This window comes from Cellulomonas fimi (assembly GCF_028583725.1).
Taxonomy (GTDB): Bacteria; Actinomycetota; Actinomycetes; order Actinomycetales; family Cellulomonadaceae; genus Cellulomonas; species Cellulomonas fimi_B.
The window spans coordinates 3,630,735-3,654,582 of the sequence record NZ_CP110680.1 but is presented as its reverse complement, the minus strand read 5'-3'; the positions used below and the strand labels follow the sequence as shown (position 1 = coordinate 3,654,582).

Below are 23,848 nucleotides of genomic sequence, written 5' to 3'. Positions count from 1 at the left end.
ATGGACCTCTACCTCGACAGCGCCGACCGCACCGCGCTCGAGCCGCTGCTCGCCACGGGCCTGTTCCGCGGTGTCACGACGAACCCGCTGATCCTCCAGCGCGGCGACGTGCGCCTCGACGCCGTGCCCGACCTCGTCGGCTGGCTGCTCGAGCGCACCTCCGAGGTGTTCGTCCAGACCACGGCCCATGACGTCGACGCGATCGTCCCCGAGGGTCACGCGCTGCGCGCTCTGTCCGACCGCCTGGTCGTCAAGGTCCCCGCGACTCGGGACGGGCTCGCCGCGACCCGCCGCCTCGCCGACGACGGCGTCCCCGTGCTGGTCACCGCGGTCTACGACGCGCGGCAGGCCGTCCTCGCGGCCGCCGCCGGCGCCCGGTGGATCGCCCCGTACCTCGGCCGCATGACCGAGTCGGGCCGCGACGGGCACGGGCAGGTCGCCCAGATGGTCCGCGTGCTGGAGGGGACGGCGACGCAGGTGCTCGTCGCGAGCATCCGGACCGTCGACGACGTCGTGACGCTGGCCGCCGCGGGCGCGCACGCCGTGACGCTCGGCGCCGCCGTCGCGCAGGACCTGTTCGTCGAGCCCCTCACCGACGCCGCTCTCGCGCAGTTCGACGAGGCGGTCGCGGCTCTCCGCTGACGGGAAGGCTCAGGGGCGTCCGCGAGGACGTCAGCGACGCCGGCCGGCCCGTGCGGCGAAGTCGTCCATCGCGACGAGGACGTCGTCGGCCTGCCACACGCGGGAGCGACGACCCGTCGAGGGCGAGCGCAGGACGCCGTCGCGCACGAGGACCTCGATCGCGTTGTACGCCGCTCGTTCCGACACGCCCAGCGTCGTCGTCACGTAGTCCGCGGTGACGACGGGCTGCGCGAACAGCGCGTCAGCGAGCCGCCATGCGGTCGAGTCGGTGCGCGCGTGGATCATCTCGTGCCACCGCGCCCGGGTTGACGTGATGTCCGCGGCGAGCGCGCGGCCGTTGACCGTCGCGGCCGTGGCGGCATCGGCCACCTGTTCGATGATCGGCCCGACGTCGCCGAGTCGGTACGCCCCGAGCGCAGCGAAGTACGCGTCGGGATCACGGAGCAGGCCGGCCGAGACGGGCACGGTGGTATGGAGCGCGAGGCCGTGGCGGCGGAGCATGGTGTGCACGAGGACACGTCCCGTACGACCGTTCCCGTCGGTGAACGGGTGGATCGTCTCGAACTGCGCGTGGACGACCGCGGCGTGCACGATCGCCGGGACGTCACCCCGGGCTGCGAACGTGACGAGGTCGTCGATGGCCGCGGGGACCCGCTCGTGGTGCGGCGGCACGAAGTCGGCACCGTGCGGGCTGAGGGTCGACGAGCCCACCCACACCTGCTCCTGACGCCACCGACCCGCGACGTCGGGCTCGCTCTCGCGCAGGAGCGTGGCGTGCACGCTCAGGATGTGCTCGGGGGTCACCTCGTCGCCGCCCGCGAGGGCGGTCGTCATGGCCCTCACGTTCGCGGCGACGAGCTCGGCGTTCTGGCGCGACGGCGCACCGAGTGCGGCGAGGGCGAGGTTGCGGGCGTTGGTCGTCAGGTGCTCGATCTGCGAGCTCGACGCGGACTCGGTCCGCAGCAGGACGGCGGGCATCGGGAAGGGCAGGGCTGCCATCTCCTGGTCGAACCGGGCGACGTCGAGCGTCGCCTGCTCGGCGATCGCCCGCACGCGCGGCGGCGTGTCGACGGCGAGATCGCCGATGGCCGGCGGGATGGCGGCCTGGTACGGGCGGGTCGTCCGTAGACGTTGGAACGCGTCCAGGTGCGGATTGTTCGGCGTCCAGTCGCGTGCCTCGAACGACAAGGCGGGCCACGGCGCAGCGGGTGGCTCGGCAGCCGTCGGGGCTTCCATCCTTCACCTCCTGCGCTCGTTACTGAAGGCTACCGCGTTAGCCTTCAGTAACGGTACGTCGTTCCTGAAGGATCGACGCCTCCGTGCAGTGACTTCCGTCAGTGACGTCGACCAGGAGGTGACGTTCGACGACGCCCGTCGACAGAAGACGGTCAGCGGTCGTCGTCGTCCTTCGACCGCAGGATCTTCAGCGGGATCCCGGCGATCGACGGGTCGGGCACGGGGAGCGTGTCGAGGTCGTCGGCGGGCGCAGGGAAGGAGGACGGCTCCGGCCCCACCCACAGCCGCCAGAGCCCGTCCTGGTGGTAGACGACGCCGGGCACGACGAGCAGCGCCCTCCCGGACGGCAGCTGCGCGGCGAGCAGGGGCACCTCGTCGGGCGGCACGAACCCGATGACGACGTTGCGCGCGCTCAGGACCAGCCGCGTGCCGCGGCCGCGGTCGACGCGCAGCTCGACGGTGACGGGCCGCTCGGCGGCCCGCTCGTGCATCGTGAGCGCGGCGACCAGGGACGTCTGCAGCGCGGGCGCCTCGGCGGCGATGAAGCCGGCACCGACGACGCCGGCGACGTGCGTGCGACGACCCGGGATCCTCATCCGAACCGCCGGTCCCCGCCCTGGGTGTACTTCGTCGCGCCGGTGATCGCGGCGAGGATGCTCTCGTAGCTCGCGGTCCCCGCGTCGAACGACCCGTTGTTCCGGCCGTGCCGCAGGACCTCGATCCGGTCCGACACGGCGCGCACGTCGACCATGTTGTGGCTGATGAGGATGACGCCGAGACCGAGCTCGCGCAGGCGCTCGATGTGCGTGAGCACCTCGGCGGTCTGCGCGACGGACAGGGCTGCGGTGGGCTCGTCGAGCACGACGATGCGCGGGTTGCCGATGAGGGTGCGCGCGATGGCGACGGACTGCCGCTGACCGGCGGACAGGGCACGCAGCTCGGTCTTCACCGACGGGATCGGGCTGTTGAGGTCGTGCAGGATCCGCTTGGTCGTCTGCTCCATCTCGCCGTCCTTGAGCCCCGACCCGCCGCGCGTGAGCTCACGGCCGAGGAACAGGTTCGCGGTGACGTCGAGGTTGTCGCACAGGGCGAGGTCCTGGAAGACGGTCGCGACGCCGAGCGCGTGCGCGGCCGACGGCGAGTGGATGGACACGGGCTCGCCGTCGATCTCGACGATGCCGGAGTCGGGCGTGAGCACGCCGGACACGATCTTCGCGAGCGTCGACTTGCCGGCGCCGTTGTCGCCGACGAGCGCGACGACCTCGTGCGCGTGGACCTCGAAGTCCACGCCGACGAGCGCCTCGACGGCGTTGAAGCTCTTGGTGATCTGCTTCATGGACAGCAGCGGCACGCGGGGTGGCATCGTCGCCATCGGTCGCACCTGCCCTTCGTCCTTCACGGTCGTTCCAGTCATCATGCCTCCGGGCGGTTCATGCGTCGGCCCGCTCGGGAGCGGTCACCGGCGGGTCCAGGTCGACGTCGGCGTGCTGCATCACCAACGCGATGGCCCCCGCGACCTCGGCGGCGTTGCCGAGCTCGGCGGGGATCACCTCGAGAGGCGCGATCTGGTTGAGCAGGACGCGCCGCCGCAGCGCCTCCCGCATGGGCTGGAGCAGGATCTCGCCGGTCTCGGCGAGCTCGCCGCCGACGACGATGCACTGCGGGTTGACGGTCATGGCGACGCCGGACACGACGGCCCCGATCTCGGCGCCGGCGTCGGCGATGACCTGGGCGCAGCCGGGGTCGCCCTCGCGGGCACGCTGCACGACGTCGCGCAGCGTGAGGTTGCCGTGCGTCGCGCGCAGCGGCTCGACGATCGCGCGGGCGCCGACGACGGTGTCGAGGCACCCGCGGCTGCCGCAGCGGCAGATGTCGCCCTGCGGGTCGACCTGGACGTGGCCGATCTCGCCGGCGGTGCCGGCGAACCCGCGGTGCAGCTGGTGGTTGATGATGATGCCGGCGCCGGTGCCGTAGGAGGCGCGGACGTAGACGCTGTCGCGGTACTCGCGCGACGCGCCACGCGTGCTCTCGGCGAGCGCGCCGAGGTTGGCGTCGTTGTCGACGTAGACGGGCAGCGCGAGGCGCTTCGACAGGACGTGCCCGACGTGGACCTCGTCCCAGCCGCGCATGACGCCGCGCACCGAGATCATGCCGGTCGCGTCGTCGACGGGGGCAGGCAGGCCGATGCCGATGCCGACGACGTCCTGCATCGCGAGCCCGAGGCGCTCGAGCAGGTCGACGACGAGGAGCGCGGTCCGGTCGAGGGACGTGTCGACGGGGTGGTCGACGGGCATGGGGAGCACGCGCTCGGCGAGCACCTCGTGCGTGAAGTCGGCGATCGCGACGCGGATGTGGCGCTGGCCGACGTGGACGCCGACCGCGAGGCCGACCCGGTGCGCGAGCGTGACGAGCTGCGCGCGGCGGCCGGTGCGGATGGTGGTGCGGACCTCGACGACGCCGTCGGAGACGAGCTGCTTGACGATCGTGGAGACGGTCGCGGGGGAGAGCCCCGTGGCACCGACGAGCTCGACCTGGGTGAGCCCGCCGTGGCGCTTCACGGTCTCGACGACGGCGCTGCGGTTGGCTTCACGCAACGAGGACTGCGAACCGGCCACCGCCTACCGTCCTCTCACGCGGCAGAGACTACCTGGCCTGGGCGAACGCGTCGGTAGGCCGGGAGTCGGAGGTGTGTGCGAAAGGCCGGGCCCCCGCGGCGACGAGCGCCGCCGGGGACCCGGCCGGTGCGCGATCAGCGAGCGGCGCCCGCGCGACGCTTGTTGTAGATGTCGAACGCGACGGCGAGCAGCAGCACGAGGCCCTTGACCATCTGCTGCACGGACTGGTCGATGCCCATGAGCTGCATGCCGTTGGACATGACGCCCATGATCAGACCACCGACCATCGCGCCGGTGACCCGGCCGACACCGCCCGTGGTGGACGCGCCGCCGATGAAGCAGGCGGCGATCGCGTCGAGCTCGAACATGTTGCCCGCACCCGGCTGCGCGCCGTTCGACCGCGACGAGTAGACGACGCCGGCGACCGAGGCGAGGAAGCCCATGTTGACGAAGATCCAGAAGTTGATCTTCTTGACCTTGACGCCGGACAGCTCGGCGGCGTGCAGGTTGCCACCGATCGCGTAGACGTGGCGGCCGAACACCGTCTTCGTCGTGACGATCTGGTAGGTGAGGATCAGGACGCCGAGGATGATCAGCACGATCGGCAGGCCGCGGCTGCGCGACAGCTGGTAGGCGAACGCCATGACGACGGCCGCGATGAGCACCAGCTTGAGGACGAACAGCGGGAACGACTCGACGGTCTGCTGGTACTTGATGCGGGCCTGGCGGGCGCGGAGCTGGCTGAACGCGTAGCCGGCGATCGCGATCGCGAAGATCACGAGCGTGAAGACGTCGAAGCCCTGGCCGCCGAGGATGCCGTTGAGGAACCCGCCGGCGATCTTCTGGTACTCGGCCGGGAACGGCGACAGCGAGATGTTGTCGAGCACCTGCAGCGTCATGCCGCGGAAGAGCAGCATGCCGGCCAGCGTCACGATGAACGCGGGGATCCCGACGTACGCGACCCAGAAGCCCTGCCATGCGCCGACGGCGAGGCCGACGGCCAGCGCGGCGAGCACGCCGATCCACCACGGGCTGCCGTTCTTGATGACGACGACCGCCGCGACTGCTCCGGTGAGCGCCACCACCGACCCGACCGACAGGTCGATGTGCCCGGCGATGATCACGATGACCATGCCGATGGCCAGGATCAGGATGTACGAGTACTGCAGGACGATGTTGGTGATGTTGCCGGGGCTCAGCAGCATGCCGTCCGTGAGGATGGTGAAGAGCCCGATGATCGCGACGAAGGCGATGTAGATGCCGCTCGTGCGCAGGTTGCGCGTGAAGATGTCCTTGAGACCCGCGACGGCAGTCATCAGGCGTTCTCCCTTTCCTTGGTCATGAGCTCCATGAGGCTCTCCTGGGTGGCCTCGCCGCGGGGCAGCTGGCCGGTGACCCGGCCGAAGGCCAGGGTGTAGATCCGGTCGCAGATGCCGAGCAGCTCGGGCAGCTCCGAGGAGATGACGATGATCGCCTTCCCCTGGTCCGCGAGCCGGTTGATGATCGTGTAGATCTCGTACTTCGCGCCGACGTCGATGCCGCGCGTGGGCTCGTCGAGGATCAGCACGTCAGGGTCCGTGTAGATCCACTTGGAGAGGACGACCTTCTGCTGGTTGCCGCCGGAGAGCTTCCCGGTGAGCGCCATGACGGTCGGGCTCTTGATGTTCATGGACTTGCGGTAGTCCTCCGCGACCTTGATCTCCTCGTTGCCGTTGACGAAGCCCAGGCGGGACAGCTTGCGCAGGCTCGCGGCGGAGATGTTGGTGCGGATGTCCTCGATGAGGTTGAGGCCGTACTTCTTGCGGTCCTCGGTCGCGTAGGCGATGCCGTGGCCGATGGCCTCGTCGACGGTGCGCGTGCGGATCTCCTCGCCGCGCAGGTAGACGCGGCCGGTGACGTGGCTGCCGTAGGTGCGACCGAACAGGCTCATCGCGAGCTCGGTGCGCCCGGCACCCATGAGGCCCGCGATGCCGACGATCTCGCCGGCGCGCACGGAGAACGAGGCGTTGTCGACGACCACGCGGTCGGGCTGCGTCGGGTGGTGGACGGTCCAGTCCTCCACGCGCAGCACCTCGGCGCCGGGGGTCGACTCGTGCGGCGGGTACCGGTGCTCGAGGTCGCGGCCGACCATCCCGCGGATGATGCGCTCCTGCGTGACGCCGTCGCGCTTCATGTTCAGCGTCTCGATGGTCTTGCCGTCGCGGATGATCGTGGTGGAGTCGGCGATCTCGGCGATCTCGTTCAGCTTGTGGCTGATCATGATCGAGGTGATGCCGTGGTCCTTGAGCTGGCGCAGCAGGTCCAGCAGGTGCTCGGAGTCGCTGTCGTTCAGCGCGGCGGTCGGCTCGTCGAGGATGAGGAGCTTGACCTTCTTCGACAGCGCCTTGGCGATCTCGATGAGCTGCTGCTTGCCGACGCCGAGCTGGCCGACGGGCGTCACGGGGAGCTCGTCGAGGCCGACGCGCGCGAGGAGCTGGGCGGCCTCGGCGTTCGTGCGGTTCCAGTCGATGAGCCCGCCGGCACCGCGCTGCTCGTTGCCGAGGAAGATGTTCTCGGCGACGGACAGGTAGGGGACCAGGGCGAGCTCCTGGTGGATGATGACGATGCCCTTGTCCTCGGAGTCGTTGATCGACCCGAAGGCGACCTCCTCGCCCTCGAACAGGATCCGGCCCTCGTAGGTGCCGTGCGGGTAGACGCCCGACAGGACCTTCATCAGCGTCGACTTGCCGGCGCCGTTCTCGCCGCAGATCGCGTGGATCTCACCGCGCTCGACGACGAGGTTGACGTCCTGGAGGGCCTTGACCCCAGGGAACGTCTTGGTGATCGACTGCATCTCGAGGATGGTGCTCATCTGCGTCCGACCGCCTCTCTGGTTGCTCGTGGCGTGGGGCCCGCCGGCCGGGCCGGCCGACGCCCGTGAGGGCGCCGACCGGCCGCGGCGTGCGGCGCGACCCGCGGGGGGAAGGTCAGGCCTGACCCTTCTCCACCTGCTCGGCGGTCCAGTAGCCGGTGTCGATCAGCAGCGCCTGGATGTTGTTCGCGTAGACGATGTCGGACTCGAGGAGGTACGACGGCACGACCTTCACGCCGTTGTCGTAGGTGTCCTTGTCGTTCGACTCGGGCGTCTCACCCGCGAGGAACTGGTCGGCCGAGACGACGGCCTGCTCCGCGAGCTTGCGGGTGTCCTTGAAGATCGTCGAGAACTGGACGTCGTCCTGGATGAGCTTGACCGACGCGATCTCGGCGTCCTGGCCGGTGACGACCGGCATGGGCGTCGCGGCGGAGCGGGTCGGGCCGTAGCCCGCGTTCTGCAGCGCCGTGATGATGCCGCGCGACAGGCCGTCGTACGGGGAGAGCACGCCGTCGAGCTTGGCGCCGCCGCCGTACGTGGAGGTCAGGAGGTCCTCCATGCGCTTCTGCGCGGTCTCCTGCTGCCAGCGCAGGATGGCCGCCTGCTCGATGTCCGTCTGGCCCGACGGGACGGCGAGGATGCCCTCCTCGATGTAGGGCTCGAGGGTGTCCATCGCGCCCTTCCAGAAGAAGTGCGCGTTGTTGTCGTCCAGCGAGCCGGCGAACAGCTCGATGTTGAACGGGCCGGCCACGTCGGGGACGGCGACGCCGTCCTCGTCGAGGACGCCGAGGCCCACGAGCAGCGAGGTCGCCTGCTGCACGCCGACGTTGTAGTTGTCGAACGTGACGTAGAAGTCGACGTTCTCGGTGTCGCGGATGAGGCGGTCGTAGGCGATGACGGGGATGCCCGCGTCGGCCGCGGCCTGCAGCTGGTTGGCGAGCGCGGTGCCGTCGATCGAGGCGACGATCAGGAGCTTGGCGCCCTTGGTGATCATCTGGTCGATCTGCGACTGCTGCGTCGGGATGTCGTCGTTGCCGTACTGGAGGTCGACCTTGTAGCCGGCGGCCTCGAGGCCCTCCTTGACCGCGTCGCCGTCGGCGATCCAGCGCTCGGAGGTCTGCGTGGGCATCGCCACGCCGACGAGCTGGCCCTCGCCGCCCTCGCCGCCGCTGGTCGAGTCGTCCGTGCTCCCGGCGCCACCGCCGGAGCAGGCCGCAAGCCCGAGGGCCAGCGTCGCGCCGATGGCGGCGATGGTGATCTTGCGTCGCATCGTGCACTCCTTCTCGTCGTTGAGATCGGCCGCCCCTGGGGCGTGCCTGTGTTGTCGAACCGCGGGAGCGACCCGCTCGCTGCGCGGTCCCGCACCGGGGCCTGGTCTTCGGGCGACAGCGCCCGGCAGCAACGACCACGGTCCTGTGTTCGAGAACCGAAGTCAAGCCGGTGTTTCTGTTTTTGGGTTTCGAATCCATAACGGTCCGGGCACGCCGAGGTCGCGTGAGCGAGCGCTTCCCCCGGACGGATGAAACTCGATCGAGTGACGCCGATGTGCGATCAAATCGATTCGTCCGCGGCGGATCGTATCGATACGATCGATGCCTGACGCGACCGGCACGACCCGACCACCGCGCCCCCTCCCAGCCCGCCCTCTCCTGTCCCGGGAATCGCTGTGCCCAAGGTCCTCACCGCCGGTCGCCCCTGGCGCGTCATCCTCCTCTTCGCCGTCCCGCTGCTCGTCGGCAACATCGTCCAGCAGCTCTACCAGGCCGCCGACGCCATGGTCGTCGGCCGCATCCTGGGCGTCGACGCGCTCGCCGCCGTCGGCGCCACCGGCTCGCTGCTGTTCCTCCTGCTCGGCTTCGCGTGGGGCATGACGAACGGCTTCGCGATCCCGACCGCGCAGGCGTTCGGCGCCGGCGACCACCACGCCGTGCGCCGCTCCGTCGCAGCCGGCGCGGTGCTGTCCGGCATCACGAGCCTCGTCCTCACCGTCGCCGCACCGCTGCTCGCCGCGCCCGCGCTGCGGCTGCTCCAGACGCCCGAGGACCTGCTGCCGCAGGCCACGACGTTCGCCGTCGTGAGCTTCCTCGGCGCGAGCACGATGATGTTCTTCAACTTCCTGTCCGCGGTGATCCGGGCCATCGGCGACTCGCGCACCCCGCTCGTGTTCCTCACGGTCAGCTGCGTGCTCAACATCGCGCTCGTCGTCGGGGCGGTCGCCTGGCTGGACTGGGGCGTCGGTGGCGCCGCGCTGTCGACCGTCGTGTCGCAGGGCGTCTCCGTCGTGCTGTGCCTCGACCACGTCCGGCGCCGCGTGCCCGTCCTGCGCGTCCACCGCGACGACTGGCGCGTCACGGGCGACGAGCTGCGCCTGCACCTGCGCCTCGGCCTGCCCATGGGCTTCCAGGCGTCGATCATCGCCATCGGCACGCTCGCCGTGCAGGTCCGGCTCAACGAGCTCGGCTCCGACGCCGTCGCCGCCTACACCACCGCCGCGCGCGTCGACGGGCTCGCCGTCGCGCTGCTCGCGTCGCTCGGCCTCGCGGTGTCGACGTTCGTCGCCCAGAACCTCGGCGGCGGGCGACCCGACCGGATCCGGCGCGGCGTCGTGCAGGCCGCGTGGATGTCCGTCGTCGGCTCGGTCCTCGTCGGCGCCGTGCTCGTCGCCGGTGGAGGTGCGATCGTCCGGCTGTTCGTCGGGGACGGCGAGGAGTCCGTCGTCGGCATGGCCGCGCACCTGCTGCTCGTCAACGGTCTGCTGTACGTCGTGCTCGGGGTGCTGTTCGTCCTGCGCGGGGCGCTCCAGGGTCTCGGGCAGACCGTCGTGCCGACCGTCACCGGGGCGATCGAGCTCGTCTGCCGCGTCGGCGCCGCCGTCGTGCTCGGGGCGTCCTACGGGTACGACGGGGTCGTGTGGGGCAACCCGCTCGCGTGGATCGGCGCCGTCGCGCTCCTCGTCCCGGCGTACCTCGCCGCCGCGCGCCGCCTCGCGCAGCAGCCCGTCACGGGTGTCGGCGAGCCCCCGGTCACGCTCGTCGCCGACGGGCCCGCGGAGGGCTCGGCGGTCCTGGAGGCCGTCGTCCCGGACGTCGACGCGCTGCCGTCGCCGCGCCCGGCGCCCGAGGGCGTGGCCTCCGAGCCGTCCGACGACCGCGCGCCCGACGAGGTCCTCGCCCACGACGGCTGCGCCACGCGCGACTGACTCACTCGACGAGCTCCACGCCGACGATCTCGCAGAGCACCGGCCACGACTCCGCGCACGAACCGCCGATCCACACCCGGACGCGGTCGCCGTCGACCAGCCCGGCCACCGTCGCGGCCGCGCCGTCGCCGCCCACGACGGGAAGGTCGTCGGCGAGCGACATGCCCTCGTAGTACGGGTCGTCCGCGTCGGTGAGCACGGCCGCGTCCGTCGTGCGGGCGATCGTCGCGGTGACGTCGGGGTCCCGCTCGGGCAGTCCCGACCCGGACGAGCAGCCCGCGGCGGACGCGCCGAGCACGACCGAGGCGAGGACGGCGAGGACGACGCGGGACTGCCGGAGACGGGACGGCACGTGGTCATCGTGGCGGCACTCGCCCGGACGGGGAAGCGGCACGCCGGGTTCTCGTCGACCGGGGGAGAAGGACGAGGACCCGACGTGCCGCGGGATGGGGCGGTGCGCCGCGGCGGGTCCCGGGGACGGGGGAGAGGGACCCGGCGTGGCGGCTCAGCGTTCCGTCGCGAGCGACCCGCCCCTGGTCTCAGGTGCGACGGCGTGCGTGGATGGGGTGCGGTGGATGTGCGCCTCCCGTCTCTCGGGGCTGCCTGTCACCCCGGAGGTGGGACGCGGGCACGGCAAACACCCGGCCCGCGTACGGGGCAGCGGGTGAAGTCCTCGCCCGGTCAGCGGGTGAGCGCGCGGCGGGCGTCGGTCGCGGCGAGCGCCCACCCGACGAGCGCGGGCTGGAACACGAGCCGCACGGCGCGCTTGGTGTCGGTGTCGAGCCCGAAGCCGTCCTTGCGCTCGACGAGCTGCGCCACGTTGCCGGGGAAGATCGCGACGAAGAACGCCGCCGCCGCGGCGCCCACCCACCCACGGGCCGGCTGCTTCCATGTCCCGACGAGCGCAGCCCCGAGGGCGAGCTCCGCGACGCCCGACACGAGCACGACGGCGTCCGGGTCGGCGGGGAACCACGACGGCACCTGCGCCTGGAACTCCTCCCGCTTCGTCGTGAGGTGCGACGTCCCGGCCGCGAGGAGCGCGGCCCCGAGGGCCACCTGGCCGGCGACGCGGGCGGTGCGTGCGAGGTGCGACATGGCCCCATCGTCACCGGCGCGGCCGGATCGCGCAGGTCAGGGACGGTGTGCTGTGCTGGCATCGGGAGGTCCGACGTGAGCCATCCGTACCTCGACGCACCGGGCGGCGTCGCCGCGCTCGCGCACCGCGGGTTCTCGCCCGACGGGCTCGAGAACTCGCTCGCGGCGTTCCAGGCGGCGGTCGACCTCGGCTTCACGTACGTCGAGACCGACGCGCACGGCACCGCCGACGGGCGCGCCGTCGCGCTGCACGACGCGACGCTCGACCGCACGACCGACCGCACCGGTCGCGTCTCCGACCTGCCGTGGGCACGCGTGCGCGAGGCCCGGATCGGCGGCGTCGAGCCCGTGCCGCTCCTCGAGGACGTGCTCGCGACCTGGCCCGACCTGCGCGTGAACGTCGACGTCAAGGAGCGGTCGGGCATCGTGCCCGTCGCCGAGGCCATCGAGCGGACCGCGGCGCACGACCGGGTGTGCGTCGCGTCGTTCTCGGCGTCGCGGCGGGACGCGACCGTCGCGAGGCTGTCGCGGCCCGTCGCCACGTCGGCCGGGACGACCGAGGCCGTCGCCTTCGTGCGCAGCGGCGGTCGCGTGCGGTTCCACGGGCTCTCCCGCCGACGGTTCGACGTCTACCAGGTGCCGTGGCGGTTCCGGGGGCGGCAGGTGCTGACCGGCCGGCACGTCCAGGCGGCGCACGCGGCGGGGCTGCTCGTGCACGTGTGGACGGTCGACGACGCCGACGACATGCGGACGCTGCTCGACCTGGGCGTCGACGGGATCATCAGCGACCGCGCCGACGTCCTCAAGGACGTGCTCACCGAGCGCGGGCTCTGGCGCTGACGTCGTCAGACGCCGGGTGCCGGGTCGTCGGCGGCCAGGACGCGGTCGAAGAACGCGGACTTGCGGGCCTCGTACTCGTCGGGCGCGAGCGCGTCCGCCTCGGCCTTCACGCGGTTGTGCTCGGCGAGCAGCGCCGGGTCCGCGCGCAGCCGCGCCCACGTCCGCATGAAGCGCACGTCGTGCTCCGAGCCGACGGGCGTGACGGCGAGCCCGGCCGGCAGCGGTGCGTCGACGGCGAACGTCGCGAGCGTCGCGCACCAGATCTCCGGGTGCACGACGGCGTGGTCGCGCCGGAGCAGGTCGACCGCGGACGCGAACGCGTCGGGCGGCACGCGCAGGTGCAGGTCGACGTCGCCGCGCGTCAGCGCGCCCGGGACGCTCGACCCGCCGACCCACGCGAGCTCACCGGGCACCCCGGCGGCGACCAGCGCCGCGCGCTCCGCATCGACCACCGCGGCCGCCTGGTCGCGCACCTCGTCGGACCGGCGCAGCACGCGTCGCCCCGGGCCGGTCAGGCGTCGAGCGCGTCGAGCCGCGCCGCGACGTCCTCCGGGAAGCCGCCCGTCGCGACCGGTCCCCAGCGCGTCGGGGTCACGCGGATCAGCGACTTGTCCTGCAGGCGCATCGCCGCGCGGTACTCGTCCCAGTCGGGGTGCTCGCCCGCGATGCAGCGGTAGTAGTCGACGAGCGCGTCCTCCGCCTCGGGCATGTGCAGCACCTCGGCGTCGCCGTCGACCTGCACCCACGCACCGCCGAAGTCGTCGGACAGGACGCACACGCTCACGCGCGGGTCGCGCTCGGCGTTGCGGGTCTTGGCCCGGCCCGGGTACGTCGACACGACCAGCCGGCCCCGGTCGTCGACGCCGCCGCTGACCGGCGACACCTGCGGGCGGCCGTCGGCGCGCGCGGTCACGAGGAGGAAGTGGTGGCGCGGCCGGACGAAGTCCAGGAGCTCGGGCAGGTCGACGGTGCGGGTGGTGGCGACGGTGCGGGGCATGCCGTCCACGGTAGGCGTCGGGCGGCCGTCGCGGAGGTCAGGGGATCGTGGGACCGAAGCCGTGGCGCCACGCGACGTGCCGCCACCACGGGGGCCGGCCCGCGAGCCGCCACACGAGGGCCGTCACGACGGCAGGCAGGACGAACAGGACGGACGCCAGCACGCCGCCGAGCATGGCGTCCTCCACGTAGTAGGTGACGTCCCCGGTGAGCATCGCCCGCTGCGGGTCCGACGGGTCGTAGCGGACCACCAGGGGACCGTCGACGTCGGTCGTGTCGGGGTTCGACCCGAGCGGGCGGGTCGTCACGTCACGGCCGGCGACGACGAAGCGGACCTGCACCGTGCCGCGGTCGGTGACCTCCGCGTGCTCGACCGTCGCCGTCCGCCCGGTCGTGTCGAGCGCGATCGCCTCGCCGCGGAACCGGTAGTCCCGCACGACGAGGAACACGGCGACCACGGCGAGCACCAGGCCCAGCGCCGACACGAGGGCCGCGGTCGTGGCGAGGACCCGCGCCGGCCGGCGCCGCGACGGTGCGGCGACCCGTGCACGACGGGCGGTCCCGGGGGAGCCGGCGGCGGGCTCGTCGGGGCCGCGGGGCGGCGCCGGGTGACCTGCCATGACGCGCACGCTAGCGCGACGGACGCGACGCGTGGGGGCGGATGCGGGCAGCGGTGTCTGCCCGGCACGGTCGAGATCGTCATGCTGGTGTCGCGGCCCTGCTCGCGACCTACGCTGACGACACCGAGGAGGACCCCATGCGGTACACGATCCTGCTGCACTACCCCGAGATGACTCCCGAGGACCTGGGCGAGGGCGGGTGGGAGGAGGGCGAGCGCGAGTTCAGCGCGTACGCCGCGACCCTGCACGCCGCGGGCGTGCTCGTCGGCGCCGAGGTGCTCCAGCCGTCGAGCAGCACCACGACGCTGCGCACGGTCGACGGCGTCCTGCAGGTGCAGGACGGGCCGTTCGCCGACACGAAGGAGCAGCTCGGCGGCACGTTCGTCGTCGACGTCCCCGACCTCGACGCGGCGCTCGAGTGGGCGAAGCGCGCGCCGTCGGTGAGCTGGGGCGCGGTCGAGGTCCGGCCGGGCGCGACGCACGTCGTCGACGGCGTGTGGGTGCCGAACGCGTGACCGCGGGAGCGCGGGCGGCCGCCGAGCGTGCCGCCCGCGACTCCTACGGCCGGCTGGTCGCGCTGCTCGCGGCGTCGACGGGCGACCTCGCGCAGGCGGAGGACGCGCTCGCCGACGCGTTCGAGCGGGCGCTGACGACGTGGCCGGCCGACGGTGTCCCGCGCGCCCCCGACGCCTGGCTGCTCACCGTGGCCCGCAACCGGCTCCGTGACGTGTGGCGGTCCGCCGCCGTGCGACGGTCGGCGCCGCTCGACGACGCCCGCGCGCCGGCCGCGCCGGACGGCGTGGACGTCGACCCGGACGCGATCGAGGACCGGCGGCTCGCGCTGCTGTTCGTGTGCGCGCACCCCGCGATCGCGCCCGACGTGCGCACGCCGCTCATGATGCAGACGGTGCTCGGCCTGGACTCGCAGGTCGTCGCGCGCGCGTTCGCGGTGTCGCCCGGCGCGATGCAGCAGCGGCTCGTGCGGGCGAAGCGGCGCATCGCCCGGGCGCGGATCCCGTTCGTCGTGCCGGACCGGCGGTCGATGCCGGAACGCCTGCCCGCGGTGCTCGAGGCGGTGTACGGCTGCGCGGCGGTGACGTGGCGTCAGGACGGGCGGGAGCTCGCGGGGGAGGCGCAGCACCTGGCCGTCGTGCTCGCGTCGCTGCTCGACGACGACGCGGAGGCGTGGGCGCTCGCGGCGCTCGTGACGCTGTCGCTGGCCCGTCGCCAGGCCGGGGACGCGTTCGTGCCGCTCGACGAGCAGGACCCGTCGACCTGGGACGAGCACCTGGTCGCGGAGGGGGAGTCGTACCTGCGCCGCGCGACGCGCCCGGGGCCGCCGGGGCGGTTCCGGCTGGAGGCGGCGATCCAGGCGGTGCACTGCGACCGGCGACGCACGGGCGTCGTCGACTGGACGGCGCTGCGGACGCTGTACCGGGCGCTGGACGCGGTCGCGCCGAGCCTGGGGTCGCGCACGGCGCTCGCCGTGGTGGTCGGGCGGCTCGACGGGCCCGAGGCCGGGCTGGCGGCGCTGCCGCCCGAGCCGGTGCCGGCGTTCCAGCCGTGGTGGGCGGCGCGCGGTGACCTGCTGGCCCGTGCGGGGCGTCCCGACGAGGCCGCGGACGCGTTCGCGCGGGCGGCCGCGCTGTCCGACGACGACGCCGTCCGTGACTACCTCGAAGGGCGCCGACGGTCCGGTTCCTCCTGAATCGATTCGCGCGCCGCGCCACGTCGTCGCAGGTCAACGCGCTGCCGACGCGCGGTCACGCGGCCACCCGTAAGGATTACTTGCCTGTCAGTAAGCAGGGCCGTTACGGTCGGTCGCCGGACGGCAGGGCGCGCCCGGCACAGCGAAGTGACACGAGTCAGCCGCGCCTCCGTCGTCCGTCAGACGACCCCGAGGAGGCACCGATGCCCGTCGCACGCCTACGTCCCCGCACGTCCCGCCCGCACACGTCACGCCCACGCACGTCCCGCCCACGCCACGCCCGCCGCCGCGTGATCGGCGCGAGCGTCATGACCGCCGGCCTCGTCGCCAGCGCCCTCACCGCGGCCCAGCTCACCGGCGGCCCCACGGCACCCGCGGCCGCCGCCGTCGGCGACGTCGTCTGGTCGCAGGAGTTCAACGGCAGCGCCGGCAGCGCGCCCGACGGCAGCGTCTGGAACTACGACACGGGCGCGGGCGGCTGGGGCAACGGCGAGCTCCAGACCTACACGACGTCCCGCAACAACTCCGCGCTCGACGGCCAGGGCAACCTCGTCATCACCGCGCGGCGCGAGGCCGACGGGTCGTACACGTCCGCCCGGCTGCAGAGCAACGACAAGGTCGAGGTGAAGTACGGCCGCGTCGAGGCGCGCATCCAGATCCCGCGCGGCCAGGGCATCTGGCCCGCGTTCTGGATGCTCGGCGGCGACTTCCCGCAGACGTCGTGGCCCAGCAGCGGCGAGATCGACATCATGGAGAACGTCGGCAAGGAGCCCCACCGCATCTACGGCACGGTGCACGGGCCCGGCTACTCCGGCGGCGCCGGGATCAGCGGCGTCTACCAGCACCCGCAGAACTGGTCGTTCGCCGACACCTTCCACACCTACGCGGTCGACTGGAAGCCCGGCTCGATCACCTGGTCCGTCGACGGCAACGTCTTCCACCAGGTCACCACGAGCCGCGTCGGCGGCAACCCCTGGGTGTTCGACAAGGCGTACTTCCTCATCCTCAACGTCGCCGTCGGCGGGCAGTGGCCCGGCTACCCCGACGGGTCGACCCAGCTCCCGCAGCAGATGAAGGTCGACTACGTCCGCGTCTACGACAACGGCGCGACGGGCGGCGGCGGAGGCGGGGGCGGCGGCTCGCTGCCGACCGGCACCGGCACGATCCGCGTCGCGAACTCCCTGTGCCTCGACGTCCCGTGGGCGCAGACGCACGACGGCAACCCGATCCAGGTCGTCGGCTGCAACGGCAACGCCGCCCAGTCGTGGACCCGGGGCTCCGACGGCACGATCCGCGCGCTCGGCAAGTGCCTCGACGTGAGCGGTGGCGGCACCGCCAACGGGACCGTCGTGCAGCTCTGGACCTGCAACGGCACCGCCGCGCAGCGCTGGACGTACGACTCCGGCACGCGCGCGATCAAGAACCCGCAGTCCGGGCGCTGCCTCGACGGCGTCGGCGGGCTCCCCGTCCACGACGGTCAGCGCGTGCAGATCTGGGACTGCAACAACCAGGCGAACCAGCAGTGGTACCTGTGACCCGCTGACCGGGTCCGGACCCTGACGGGCCGGGTGCGCCGACACGCACCCGGCCCGTCAGCCGATGACGTCGCCCGCGGACGCTCAGCGGTCGACGTCCGCCCAGCGGTCCACGGGCCACAGCGCGTCGAGGTCGAGCGCCCGCGCCGCGGCCAGCAGAGCCGCGACCTGCGGGTCCGCCGGTGCGGCCGGTCCCTCCGCATCCACGTAGTAGTCCGCGAGGAACGTCGCGAGGACGTCGCCCGTCAGGCCCGGCGTGGCGTCGAGCCGCAGCAGCAGCATCCCGTCGACGCGCGGCGCGCCCGGGCGCAGCGACGGCTGCACGTAGGGGAGCGGCACGAGCCGCGCACCGTGCCGGCCGTAGAACCGCAGCCGCGCGACCGGGTCGCCCTGCGTCGCGTCGGCCGCCCAGGCGCGCGGGTCGTCCACCTCGGCCACGACGAGCGCCCCCGGGGACGCGGCGACCCACCGCGGGAGCACCTCGCGCACCAGCCTCCCGCCGAGGCCGAGCCCCCGCGCCGACGGGTCGAGCGCGAGGTACGTGAGCAGCAGCGCGCGGCGGCCGGCGTACCAGGTGCCCAGCATGACGCCCACCGGCCGGCCGTCGGCCAGCACGACGTCCGACGGCTGCGCGTCCGGCCCGGTGAACGTCGCGCGCACCTCGCCGAGCGTCACGAGCTCCTCGGGTCGGAACGTCGGCACCAGCAGCCGCCGGTACACCTCGTCGACCTCGGCGTCCGTCAGCTCCGCGAGGCTCCGCTCGACGACCTGCCCGACGGGCGGTGCGGGCTCCTGCGCGCGGTCCTGCTCCATGGCGACGATCCTCGCACTCAGCGGTCGGGCACCTCGGCGCGGCCCAGCACCAGCAGCGGCGTCAGGTAGTGCTCCGTGACGCGGCCGCCGAGGTCCAGCACCGCGCGCCCGGCCGCGTCGGCCTCCTCGGCCGACCACTCGCTGAAGGTCGTGAACAGGTCGCGCACCTGCTCGGCGTCGAGGCCGACGGACCACCGCAGCTCCTCGACGGCACGCAGCGCGAACCAGCCGCCCGCGGTCAGCCGCGCGACCCATCCCGCCGTGTCGACCTCGGTCGGACCCGGTCGCGGTGGGACGTCCCCGCGGGCACGGACGATGCCGGCGACGCGCTCGCGGAACGGGGTGGGTGCCGCCGCCGGGTCGCCGAACACGTGCCGCCACACCGCGAGGTGGCCGCCGGGGACCAGGGCGCGGTGCAGCCGGGGCAGGACGACGTCGAGGTCCAGCCAGTGCACGGCCGTCGCCACCACCGCGAGGTCGAACGCCGCGTCGTCGAGCGGCACGGACTCCGCGGTCCCGACCAGCACCGTCGTCTCCGGGACCCGCCGCCGCAGCAGGTCGGCCAGCGCCGGGCCGGGCTCGACGGCCGTGACGCGCGCCCCCGCCGCGACCAGGGGCGCCGTCGCGAGACCCGACCCCGCGCCGAGCTCGACCACGCGCGTCCCGGGACCGAGCACGCCGAGCGCACGCAGGCGCTCCCACAACGCGTCGGGGTAGGGCGGCCGCGCCCGGTCGTAGAGGTCCGCCATGCCGTCGAAGTGCATCGGGTCGGGCACGGGGGCAGCGTATGCCCGGCCGCCCGCGCGCGACCGGAGCCGCACGCGGCGACACTGAGGCGTGCTCGACCGCTACGACGGCCACATCCTCGGGCTCGCGACGGCCGACGGCCGCCGCGTGGTGATCGGCCGCTGGCTGCGCTCGCCGTGGCCGCCGTTCGCGGACGTCATGACCCAGGACGCGTCGGGCCGCAGGACTCTGCTCGCGCCGCACCGCGACGTCGCGGACGAGATCGCCGCGACGTACGAGTTCGACGAGGTCGAGCTGGTGCCGGTCCGCGTGACGTGCGACCCGACCGGTCGGCGCTGGCTCGTCGACGCCGGTCCGCTCACGGCCGACGTCACGATCGGCGACCGCACCCCGCTCGGCCGGCTGCTGCGCGCGGTGCCACGGCCGCTCGCCCGGTCCCGCGCGTTCGCGACGCTCGCCGACCCCGTCGCCCGCGCCCTGCTGCCCGGCGTCCGGACCCGCGGCAGCGCCGGCGCCGGACGCCGCGAGTGGTACGGCGCGACCGACCAGCACCGCGTCGTCGACGCCCGCGTCACGTGGGGCGGCACGCCGTGCGGGGACCTGCAGGCCGCCGTGCCGCCCGTCGCGTTCGGGTTCTCGTCCGTGCCCCGCCGCCCGACGGTCACCGCGGTCCGCACGACGATCGAGCGCCCGTCCGGTGCCCCCGACGGGGTGCCGGGCGCCGACGCGGCGCGGTCGGCGGGCTGACCGGGCGAGCCGCGCACGGGAGACGAGCGGCGCCGCGCGTCAGGCCCTGCGCGCCTGCACGAACGTGATCTCCGCACCCGCGAGGCGGCCGTGCTCGACCTCGCGCGCGTCGACCAGCCCCGCACCCGCGAGCATCCGCACGATCCCGTCGTCGAGGTTGGCCCGGACGCGGTCCGCGACGGCCGGGCCGAACCGCGGCAGGTGCGCCCGCACGGCCGAGTGGCCGCCGTGCGCACCGCCCCCGAAGTCGAGGACCGTCACCGTGCCGCCCGGCCGCAGGACCCGCGCGACCTCGGCCGCGGTCGCGGCACGGTCGGCGTCGGGCACGTGGTGCAGCGCGAGCGACGACACGACGTGGTCGACGCTCGCGTCGGCCAGCGGGATCCGCTGCCCGTACCCGCGCACCCACGTGAGCGGCACGCGCGCCCGGCGCGCCTTGCGGGTCGCGCGACGCAGCGCGGGCAGGTCCGGGTCGAGGCCCGTGACGACCGTCCCGGGGACCGTCCGGGCGACCAGCAGCGCGACGTTGCCGGTGCCGCACCCGAGGTCGAGCACGCGGTCGCCGGGCGCGATCCCCGCCAGGGCGACGAGCTGCGCGTGCCGGCGGCGCACGCGGGTCACGGTGCTGAGCAGGTCGTAGAACGGCAGGAGCGACGACCTGCCGGTCGGGGGGAGGTAGGGAGTGACGGCATCGTCGGCGAGGTCGTCGACGAGCCGGACGTCGGGCTGCGGGGACATCGGGCACCACCTGTTCCTGGTCGTCGGCGGCGTGGTAGACCGTCCGCCGGGCTCACACCAGCGTCCGACCCCGCCGGGGAGCGGACCAGGACGGAAGTGCGGGGAGAATGCGACGTTCTTCGGCAGCCACGCCGCTGCCCTTCACGCGCGCCCGCCGCCGCGCGGACGGCGCCCCCGTCGTCGCCTACGACCGGCGCCCGGGACGCGTCCCGGTCGGTGCCGAGCTCTTCACCGGCGACCAGGTCTCGCCGCAGGCGCTGCCCGGCGGCGTGCCGCACGCGCACGACTTCTTCGTGCTCGTGCACGTCGCACGCGGGTCGGGGACGCTGCTCGTCGACGGCCGGTCCGTGCCGCTCGTCCCGGGCGACCTCTGCCTCGTCCCCCCGGGTCAGGTCGTCGGCGGAGCGACCACGGACGATCCCGCGGACGCGCGCTCGTGGGTCGTGTTCTTCACCGCCGACGCCGTGGCGGGTGCGACCGCGAGCCCCCTGGCCTGGCGCTTCCACCCCCTGCTCGCGGCCTTCGCCGACCTGCCACCGAGCGGTCCGCGGACGCTGCACCTGCCCGACGGCGACCGCGACACGTGGGAGGCGTTGTTGCAGGTGCTCGCGCGCGAGGCACCTGCGCACGGCGACCCGCCCGCGCTCGCGGCGACCGACGAGGCGGCGACGGCGGCGCTGACGCTGCTGCTGGTGTCGCTCGCGCGGCTGGTCGGGCCGCCCGCGGACGGCGGCGCCGACCCGCTCGTGGCGGCTGTGCTCGACGCGGTCGAGGCCGGCTTCCGCGAGCCGATCTCGACGCGGGACGTCGCCCGTGCGCTCGGCTACACGACGGGGCACCTCACGACCGTCGTGCGTGAGCGGACCGGGCGGACGGTCCTCGAGTGGCTCACCGAGCGCCGCATGATCGAGGCGCGCCGGCTGCTCGTCGAGACCGACCTGCCGGTCGCGGTCGTCGCCGAGCGCACGGGCCACCGGGACGCCGCCTACCTGGTGCGACGCTTCCGCGAGCAGCACGGCGTGACCCCGGCACGGTGGCGCCGCGGCGCCCGCTGAGACGGCCCGCGACGCCACACCGCACGTGCGGCCCGACGCCCGGTCGGTGCCCGGTCAGTGCGCGCCGAGCCCGTCGATCAGGCCGGGGTCGCCCGCGAACGGGCGCAGCGTCGCGGGCGCGGGGAACGGCAGGACGTAGCGCTCGACGACGGCGTTCACGTCACCGAAGTCGTCGGTCGTGACGACGACCCGGTCGGCGGCGACCTCGGACATCCGCACGCGCACGACGCGCCCGTCGTCGAGCGTGAGCTGCCACCGGTCGGCGAGCCAGTGCAGGCCGTGCGCGTCGAGCGTCTCCTCGGCGTCGTGCCAGTCGACGACCCCGGTGAGCTCGCGGCCGATCCGGTCGACGGCGACGAAGCCGTCGCCGTCGACGCGGATCCAGCCGAGCAGCTCCCGGTCGCCCTCGCGCCGGTGCTCGATCCAGTCGGCCGTCAGCCCGCTCATCCGTGCACCCCGCCCCTCAGTGCCCGGCGCTCAGTGCCCGCCGCCGTGCGCGCCCTCGACGCGCTCGCGCGGCACCAGGAAGGCGACCGGGAGCGCGACGAGCGACAGGATCGCGCCGACGAGGAACGCGGAGTGGATGCCGCCCGCGGTGGCCGCGACCTCGCCCGCGCCGCCCTCGGCGAGCGCGATCGACTGCGCGGTGAGCACGGTGACGAACAGCGCCGTGCCGGCGGCACCCGCGACCTGCTGGAGCGTGCCGACGACCGCGGACCCGTGCGAGTACCGCTCGGCGGGCAGCGACCCGAGCGCCGAGGTGAACAGCGGCGTGAACATGAGCGCCAGGCCCGCGGACATCGTGAGGTGCGCGGCCAGCAGCATCCACGGCGAGGAGTCCGGCTGCAGCAGGACGAAGCCCCACAGCGCCAGGCTCAGCGCGAGCGCGCCCGGGACGAGCAGCGGGCGCGGGCCGACCTTGTCGTACGCGCGCCCGACGGACGGCGCGAGCAGGCCCATGAGCAGCCCGCCCGGCAGCAGCAGCAGCCCCGTCTGCAGGGTCGTGAGGCCCAGGACGGACTGCGCGTAGATCGGCAGCAGGATGATGACGCCGAACAGCGAGACCATGAGCCCGGCGAGCAGGGCGACCGACACCGCGAACGTCCGGGACGAGAACACGCGCAGGTCGAGCAGCGCGTCGTCGACGCGGGCGAGCGAGCGCTGCCGCAGGACGAACAGCACGAGCGCGACCGCACCGACCCCGAGCGAGATCCACGTGCCCGTCGCGACCCCGCCGTCGGTGATCTCGCCGAGGCCGGACAGGCCGTAGACGATCCCGCCGAACCCGAGCGCGGACAGGATCACCGACGTGACGTCGACCTTGGCGTACCGCGGCTCGGTGACGTTCGGCAGGCGCATCGCGCCGAGCACGATCGCGACGACCGCGATCGGCAGGACCAGCCCGAACATCCAGCGCCAGCTCAGCACCGACAGGATGAGGCCGGAGATCGTCGGGCCGATCGCGGGCGCGACGGAGATGACGACGGAGATGTTGCCCATCGTGCGGCCGCGCGCGGCTGGCGGCGTCACGGTCATGACGGTCGTCATGAGCAGGGGGAGCATGATCGCCGTCCCCGTCGCCTGGACGATCCGCCCGCCGAGCAGCACGACGAACCCGGGCGCGAGCGCGCAGATCAGCGTGCCCGTCGCGAACAGCGTCATCGCGAGCAGGAACGCGGGCCGCGTCGTGATCCGCTGCAGCACGAACCCGGTCACCGGGATGACGACGGCCATCGTCAGCATGAAGGCGGTCGTGAGCCACTGCGCCGTCGACGCCGTGATCGCCAGGTCCGCCATGAGGCGCGGCAGCGCGACGCCCATGATCGTCTCGTTGAGGATCACGACGAACGTCGAGACGAGCAGGACCGTGACCGCGAGGCGGTCGCGCGGGTTCATCCGGTCGGCGGCGGCGACCGGCGCGGCGGACGGTCCGCCGGGGGCGGTCTCGTCGCGCGCGGCGGCGGTGGAGGTCTCGGTCACAGGGGCACCTGGCTTCCGGGGGACGGTCGGGAGTGGTGTCGCACGCGTCGACGCGAGCGGCGTCGACGGCGGAGCGTCCAGTCTTGTCGAGGGGTCTGACACGGTCGACGCAAATACGCCACCGGCAGACGGGCCTCTCCCTGACCGACCGCCCACCACGCCACAACTCATCGGCCCGCCCGCTGCTTCCCGCGGACGGGCACGTCACCCGGGCCGGGCGGCCCTCAGGCGGTCCGGCGGCGCAGCGCGCGCACGACGAGCACCGCACCGGCGGCGGCGAGCACCCACGGCCCGGCGACCAGCACGGGGTCCATCACCTGGTGGCCCCGGTCGACCCGGTGCCCCTCGGCGCGCGACCGCAGGCCGTGCCGCTCGCCCTCCGCGAGCACGCTCCGGTGGCGACCGTCGGCAGGCTCCGGCATGGTCGGGGC

The 23,848-nt window shown here is 73.7% G+C and carries 26 protein-coding genes; 8 read left to right on the top strand and 18 right to left on the bottom strand.

Annotation, left to right across the window (positions count from 1 at the left end; translation table 11 throughout):
- Window positions 1-642 (top strand): transaldolase family protein, encoded by a 642-nt coding sequence (locus OOT42_RS16410; protein ID WP_273652230.1) that lies wholly within the window; start codon window positions 1-3, stop codon window positions 640-642.
- Between the two features lie 30 nt (window positions 643-672).
- On the opposite strand, the gene OOT42_RS16405 is transcribed toward OOT42_RS16410, so the two are convergent.
- The 7 genes from OOT42_RS16405 to chvE all read right to left on the bottom strand — a co-directional run bounded on the left by OOT42_RS16405 (window position 673) and on the right by chvE (window position 8,614).
- On the bottom strand, window positions 673-1,878 hold the full coding sequence (locus OOT42_RS16405) for a Fic family protein (RefSeq protein ID WP_273652229.1): 1,206 nt from the start codon (window positions 1,876-1,878) through the stop codon (window positions 673-675).
- 152 nt (window positions 1,879-2,030) lie between these two features.
- Window positions 2,031-2,474, bottom strand: a complete 444-nt coding sequence (locus tag OOT42_RS16400; RefSeq protein WP_273652228.1) for a hypothetical protein — start codon at window positions 2,472-2,474, stop codon at window positions 2,031-2,033.
- Window positions 2,471-3,250, bottom strand: a complete 780-nt coding sequence (locus OOT42_RS16395) for an ATP-binding cassette domain-containing protein (RefSeq protein ID WP_273652227.1) — start codon at window positions 3,248-3,250, stop codon at window positions 2,471-2,473. Before OOT42_RS16395 ends, OOT42_RS16400 begins: the two co-directional genes overlap by 4 nt.
- A 58-nt stretch (window positions 3,251-3,308) precedes the next feature.
- Window positions 3,309-4,493 (bottom strand): ROK family transcriptional regulator, encoded by a 1,185-nt coding sequence (locus tag OOT42_RS16390; protein WP_273652226.1) that lies wholly within the window; start codon window positions 4,491-4,493, stop codon window positions 3,309-3,311.
- A 134-nt stretch (window positions 4,494-4,627) separates the two neighbouring features.
- Entirely contained in the window at window positions 4,628-5,809 is a 1,182-nt protein-coding gene (gene mmsB, locus OOT42_RS16385; RefSeq protein ID WP_273652225.1) for a multiple monosaccharide ABC transporter permease, read from the bottom strand.
- Entirely contained in the window at window positions 5,809-7,344 is a 1,536-nt protein-coding gene (gene mmsA, locus OOT42_RS16380; RefSeq protein WP_273652224.1) for a multiple monosaccharide ABC transporter ATP-binding protein, read from the bottom strand. The genes mmsB and mmsA overlap by 1 nt, the downstream gene beginning before the upstream one ends.
- A gap of 115 nt (window positions 7,345-7,459) precedes the next feature.
- A complete protein-coding gene (chvE, locus tag OOT42_RS16375) occupies window positions 7,460-8,614 on the bottom strand; it encodes a multiple monosaccharide ABC transporter substrate-binding protein (protein WP_273652223.1) in 1,155 nt (384 codons plus the stop codon).
- Between the two features lie 396 nt (window positions 8,615-9,010).
- Between chvE and OOT42_RS16370 the strand changes: the two genes are divergently transcribed.
- Window positions 9,011-10,543 (top strand): MATE family efflux transporter, encoded by a 1,533-nt coding sequence (locus OOT42_RS16370; protein WP_273652222.1) that lies wholly within the window; start codon window positions 9,011-9,013, stop codon window positions 10,541-10,543.
- A 1-nt stretch (window position 10,544) separates the two neighbouring features.
- Here OOT42_RS16370 and OOT42_RS16365 read toward each other — a convergent pair whose 3' ends face one another.
- Complete coding sequence (locus tag OOT42_RS16365; RefSeq protein ID WP_273652221.1) at window positions 10,545-10,895, bottom strand: hypothetical protein; 351 nt, start codon at window positions 10,893-10,895, stop codon at window positions 10,545-10,547.
- A gap of 329 nt (window positions 10,896-11,224) precedes the next feature.
- The gene (locus tag OOT42_RS16360) at window positions 11,225-11,638 is read right to left on the bottom strand and encodes a DoxX family protein (protein ID WP_273652220.1); all 414 of its coding nucleotides are present in this window, start codon (window positions 11,636-11,638) and stop codon (window positions 11,225-11,227) included.
- Between the two features lie 75 nt (window positions 11,639-11,713).
- Between OOT42_RS16360 and OOT42_RS16355 the strand changes: the two genes are divergently transcribed.
- Window positions 11,714-12,478, top strand: a complete 765-nt coding sequence (locus tag OOT42_RS16355) for a glycerophosphodiester phosphodiesterase (RefSeq protein WP_273652219.1) — start codon at window positions 11,714-11,716, stop codon at window positions 12,476-12,478.
- Window positions 12,479-12,483: 5 nt separating this feature from the next.
- Here OOT42_RS16355 and OOT42_RS16350 read toward each other — a convergent pair whose 3' ends face one another.
- The 3 genes from OOT42_RS16350 to OOT42_RS16340 are packed head-to-tail and all read right to left on the bottom strand — an operon-like array spanning window position 12,484 to window position 14,094.
- Complete coding sequence (locus tag OOT42_RS16350; protein WP_273652218.1) at window positions 12,484-12,972, bottom strand: GrpB family protein; 489 nt, start codon at window positions 12,970-12,972, stop codon at window positions 12,484-12,486.
- 17 nt (window positions 12,973-12,989) lie between these two features.
- Window positions 12,990-13,475 (bottom strand): PPOX class F420-dependent oxidoreductase, encoded by a 486-nt coding sequence (locus tag OOT42_RS16345; RefSeq protein WP_273652217.1) that lies wholly within the window; start codon window positions 13,473-13,475, stop codon window positions 12,990-12,992.
- A gap of 37 nt (window positions 13,476-13,512) precedes the next feature.
- Entirely contained in the window at window positions 13,513-14,094 is a 582-nt protein-coding gene (locus OOT42_RS16340; RefSeq protein WP_273652216.1) for a DUF3592 domain-containing protein, read from the bottom strand.
- A gap of 137 nt (window positions 14,095-14,231) precedes the next feature.
- Between OOT42_RS16340 and OOT42_RS16335 the strand changes: the two genes are divergently transcribed.
- The 3 genes from OOT42_RS16335 (at window position 14,232) to OOT42_RS16325 (ending at window position 17,337) form a co-directional block, all read left to right on the top strand.
- Window positions 14,232-14,609 carry a YciI family protein gene (locus OOT42_RS16335; RefSeq protein WP_273652215.1) on the top strand — a complete coding sequence of 126 codons (378 nt, stop codon included), beginning with the start codon at window positions 14,232-14,234 and terminating at the stop codon, window positions 14,607-14,609.
- Complete coding sequence (locus OOT42_RS16330; protein WP_273652214.1) at window positions 14,606-15,802, top strand: RNA polymerase sigma factor; 1,197 nt, start codon at window positions 14,606-14,608, stop codon at window positions 15,800-15,802. The genes OOT42_RS16335 and OOT42_RS16330 overlap by 4 nt, the downstream gene beginning before the upstream one ends.
- 308 nt (window positions 15,803-16,110) lie before the next feature.
- Window positions 16,111-17,337: a family 16 glycosylhydrolase gene (locus tag OOT42_RS16325; protein ID WP_273652213.1), complete on the top strand. Its 1,227-nt coding sequence runs from the start codon at window positions 16,111-16,113 to the stop codon at window positions 17,335-17,337.
- An 84-nt stretch (window positions 17,338-17,421) separates the two neighbouring features.
- Here the strand turns inward: OOT42_RS16325 and OOT42_RS16320 are convergent, their stop codons facing one another.
- A complete protein-coding gene (locus OOT42_RS16320; RefSeq protein ID WP_273652212.1) occupies window positions 17,422-18,150 on the bottom strand; it encodes a GNAT family N-acetyltransferase in 729 nt (242 codons plus the stop codon).
- A 17-nt stretch (window positions 18,151-18,167) separates the two neighbouring features.
- Window positions 18,168-18,926, bottom strand: coding sequence for a class I SAM-dependent methyltransferase (locus OOT42_RS16315; RefSeq protein ID WP_273652211.1), 759 nt, complete (start codon window positions 18,924-18,926; stop codon window positions 18,168-18,170).
- A gap of 61 nt (window positions 18,927-18,987) precedes the next feature.
- Here OOT42_RS16315 and OOT42_RS16310 point away from each other — a divergent pair, with 61 nt between their 5' ends.
- On the top strand, window positions 18,988-19,644 hold the full coding sequence (locus OOT42_RS16310; protein ID WP_273652210.1) for a hypothetical protein: 657 nt from the start codon (window positions 18,988-18,990) through the stop codon (window positions 19,642-19,644).
- A 39-nt stretch (window positions 19,645-19,683) separates the two neighbouring features.
- On the opposite strand, the gene OOT42_RS16305 is transcribed toward OOT42_RS16310, so the two are convergent.
- Window positions 19,684-20,382 carry a class I SAM-dependent methyltransferase gene (locus tag OOT42_RS16305; RefSeq protein ID WP_273652209.1) on the bottom strand — a complete coding sequence of 233 codons (699 nt, stop codon included), beginning with the start codon at window positions 20,380-20,382 and terminating at the stop codon, window positions 19,684-19,686.
- Between the two features lie 107 nt (window positions 20,383-20,489).
- Between OOT42_RS16305 and OOT42_RS16300 the strand changes: the two genes are divergently transcribed.
- Window positions 20,490-21,437 (top strand): AraC family transcriptional regulator, encoded by a 948-nt coding sequence (locus tag OOT42_RS16300; protein WP_273652208.1) that lies wholly within the window; start codon window positions 20,490-20,492, stop codon window positions 21,435-21,437.
- Window positions 21,438-21,491: 54 nt separating this feature from the next.
- Here OOT42_RS16300 and OOT42_RS16295 read toward each other — a convergent pair whose 3' ends face one another.
- From OOT42_RS16295 to OOT42_RS16285, 3 genes are all read right to left on the bottom strand, one after another.
- Window positions 21,492-21,884 (bottom strand): hypothetical protein, encoded by a 393-nt coding sequence (locus OOT42_RS16295; protein ID WP_273652207.1) that lies wholly within the window; start codon window positions 21,882-21,884, stop codon window positions 21,492-21,494.
- A gap of 30 nt (window positions 21,885-21,914) precedes the next feature.
- Window positions 21,915-23,417, bottom strand: a complete 1,503-nt coding sequence (locus OOT42_RS16290) for an MDR family MFS transporter (protein WP_273652206.1) — start codon at window positions 23,415-23,417, stop codon at window positions 21,915-21,917.
- Window positions 23,418-23,641: 224 nt separating this feature from the next.
- Window positions 23,642-23,839 (bottom strand): hypothetical protein, encoded by a 198-nt coding sequence (locus OOT42_RS16285; protein ID WP_273652205.1) that lies wholly within the window; start codon window positions 23,837-23,839, stop codon window positions 23,642-23,644.
- Window positions 23,840-23,848 lie beyond the last annotated feature (9 nt).